Raw genomic sequence first — 552 nt, 5'->3', positions numbered from 1 at the left:
TCGGTGTTCAACGTCAGACGGGCACCGGCCTTCGCGTTTGAGCAGAGCAAGCGCGCGACCATAGGCGGGCGCTTTATCCGTGTTGATGAATCGCGGGATCTGCCACTTCTTCACGTTGTTGAGGATTTTACCCAGAAACCGGTATGCAGCTTTGCTGTTACGACGGGAGGAGAGATAAAAATCGACAGTGCGGCCCCGGCTGTCGACGGCCCGGTACAGATACGCCCAGCGGCCATTGACCTTCACGTAGGTTTCATCCATGTGCCACGGGCAAAGATCGGAAGGGTTACGCCAGTACCAGCGCAGCCGTTTTTCCATTTCAGGCGCATAACGCTGAACCCAGCGGTAAATCGTGGAGTGATCGACATTCACTCCGCGTTCAGCCAGCATCTCCTGCAGCTCACGGTAACTGATGCCGTATTTGCAGTACCAGCGTACGGCCCACAGAATGATGTCACGCTGAAAATGCCGGCCTTTGAATGGGTTCATGTGCAGCTCCATCAGCAAAAGGGGATGATAAGTTTATCACCACCGACTATTTGCAACAGTGCC

General features: G+C 54.7%; 1 protein-coding gene. It reads right to left on the bottom strand.

Annotated elements, in window-relative coordinates; genetic code table 11:
- The coding region (locus ACMWL8_RS25120; protein ID WP_001067846.1) for an IS6-like element IS26 family transposase at positions 1-489 on the bottom strand (489 nt) is incomplete at its 3' end.
- Positions 490-552: the final 63 nt, after the last annotated feature.

Origin of the sequence: Enterobacter sp. 04-C-12-SI-ECC, assembly GCF_047530715.1 — a bacterium.
Classification (GTDB): Bacteria; Pseudomonadota; Gammaproteobacteria; order Enterobacterales; family Enterobacteriaceae; genus Enterobacter; species Enterobacter bugandensis.
This window is presented reverse-complemented; position numbering and strand designations above follow the sequence as displayed.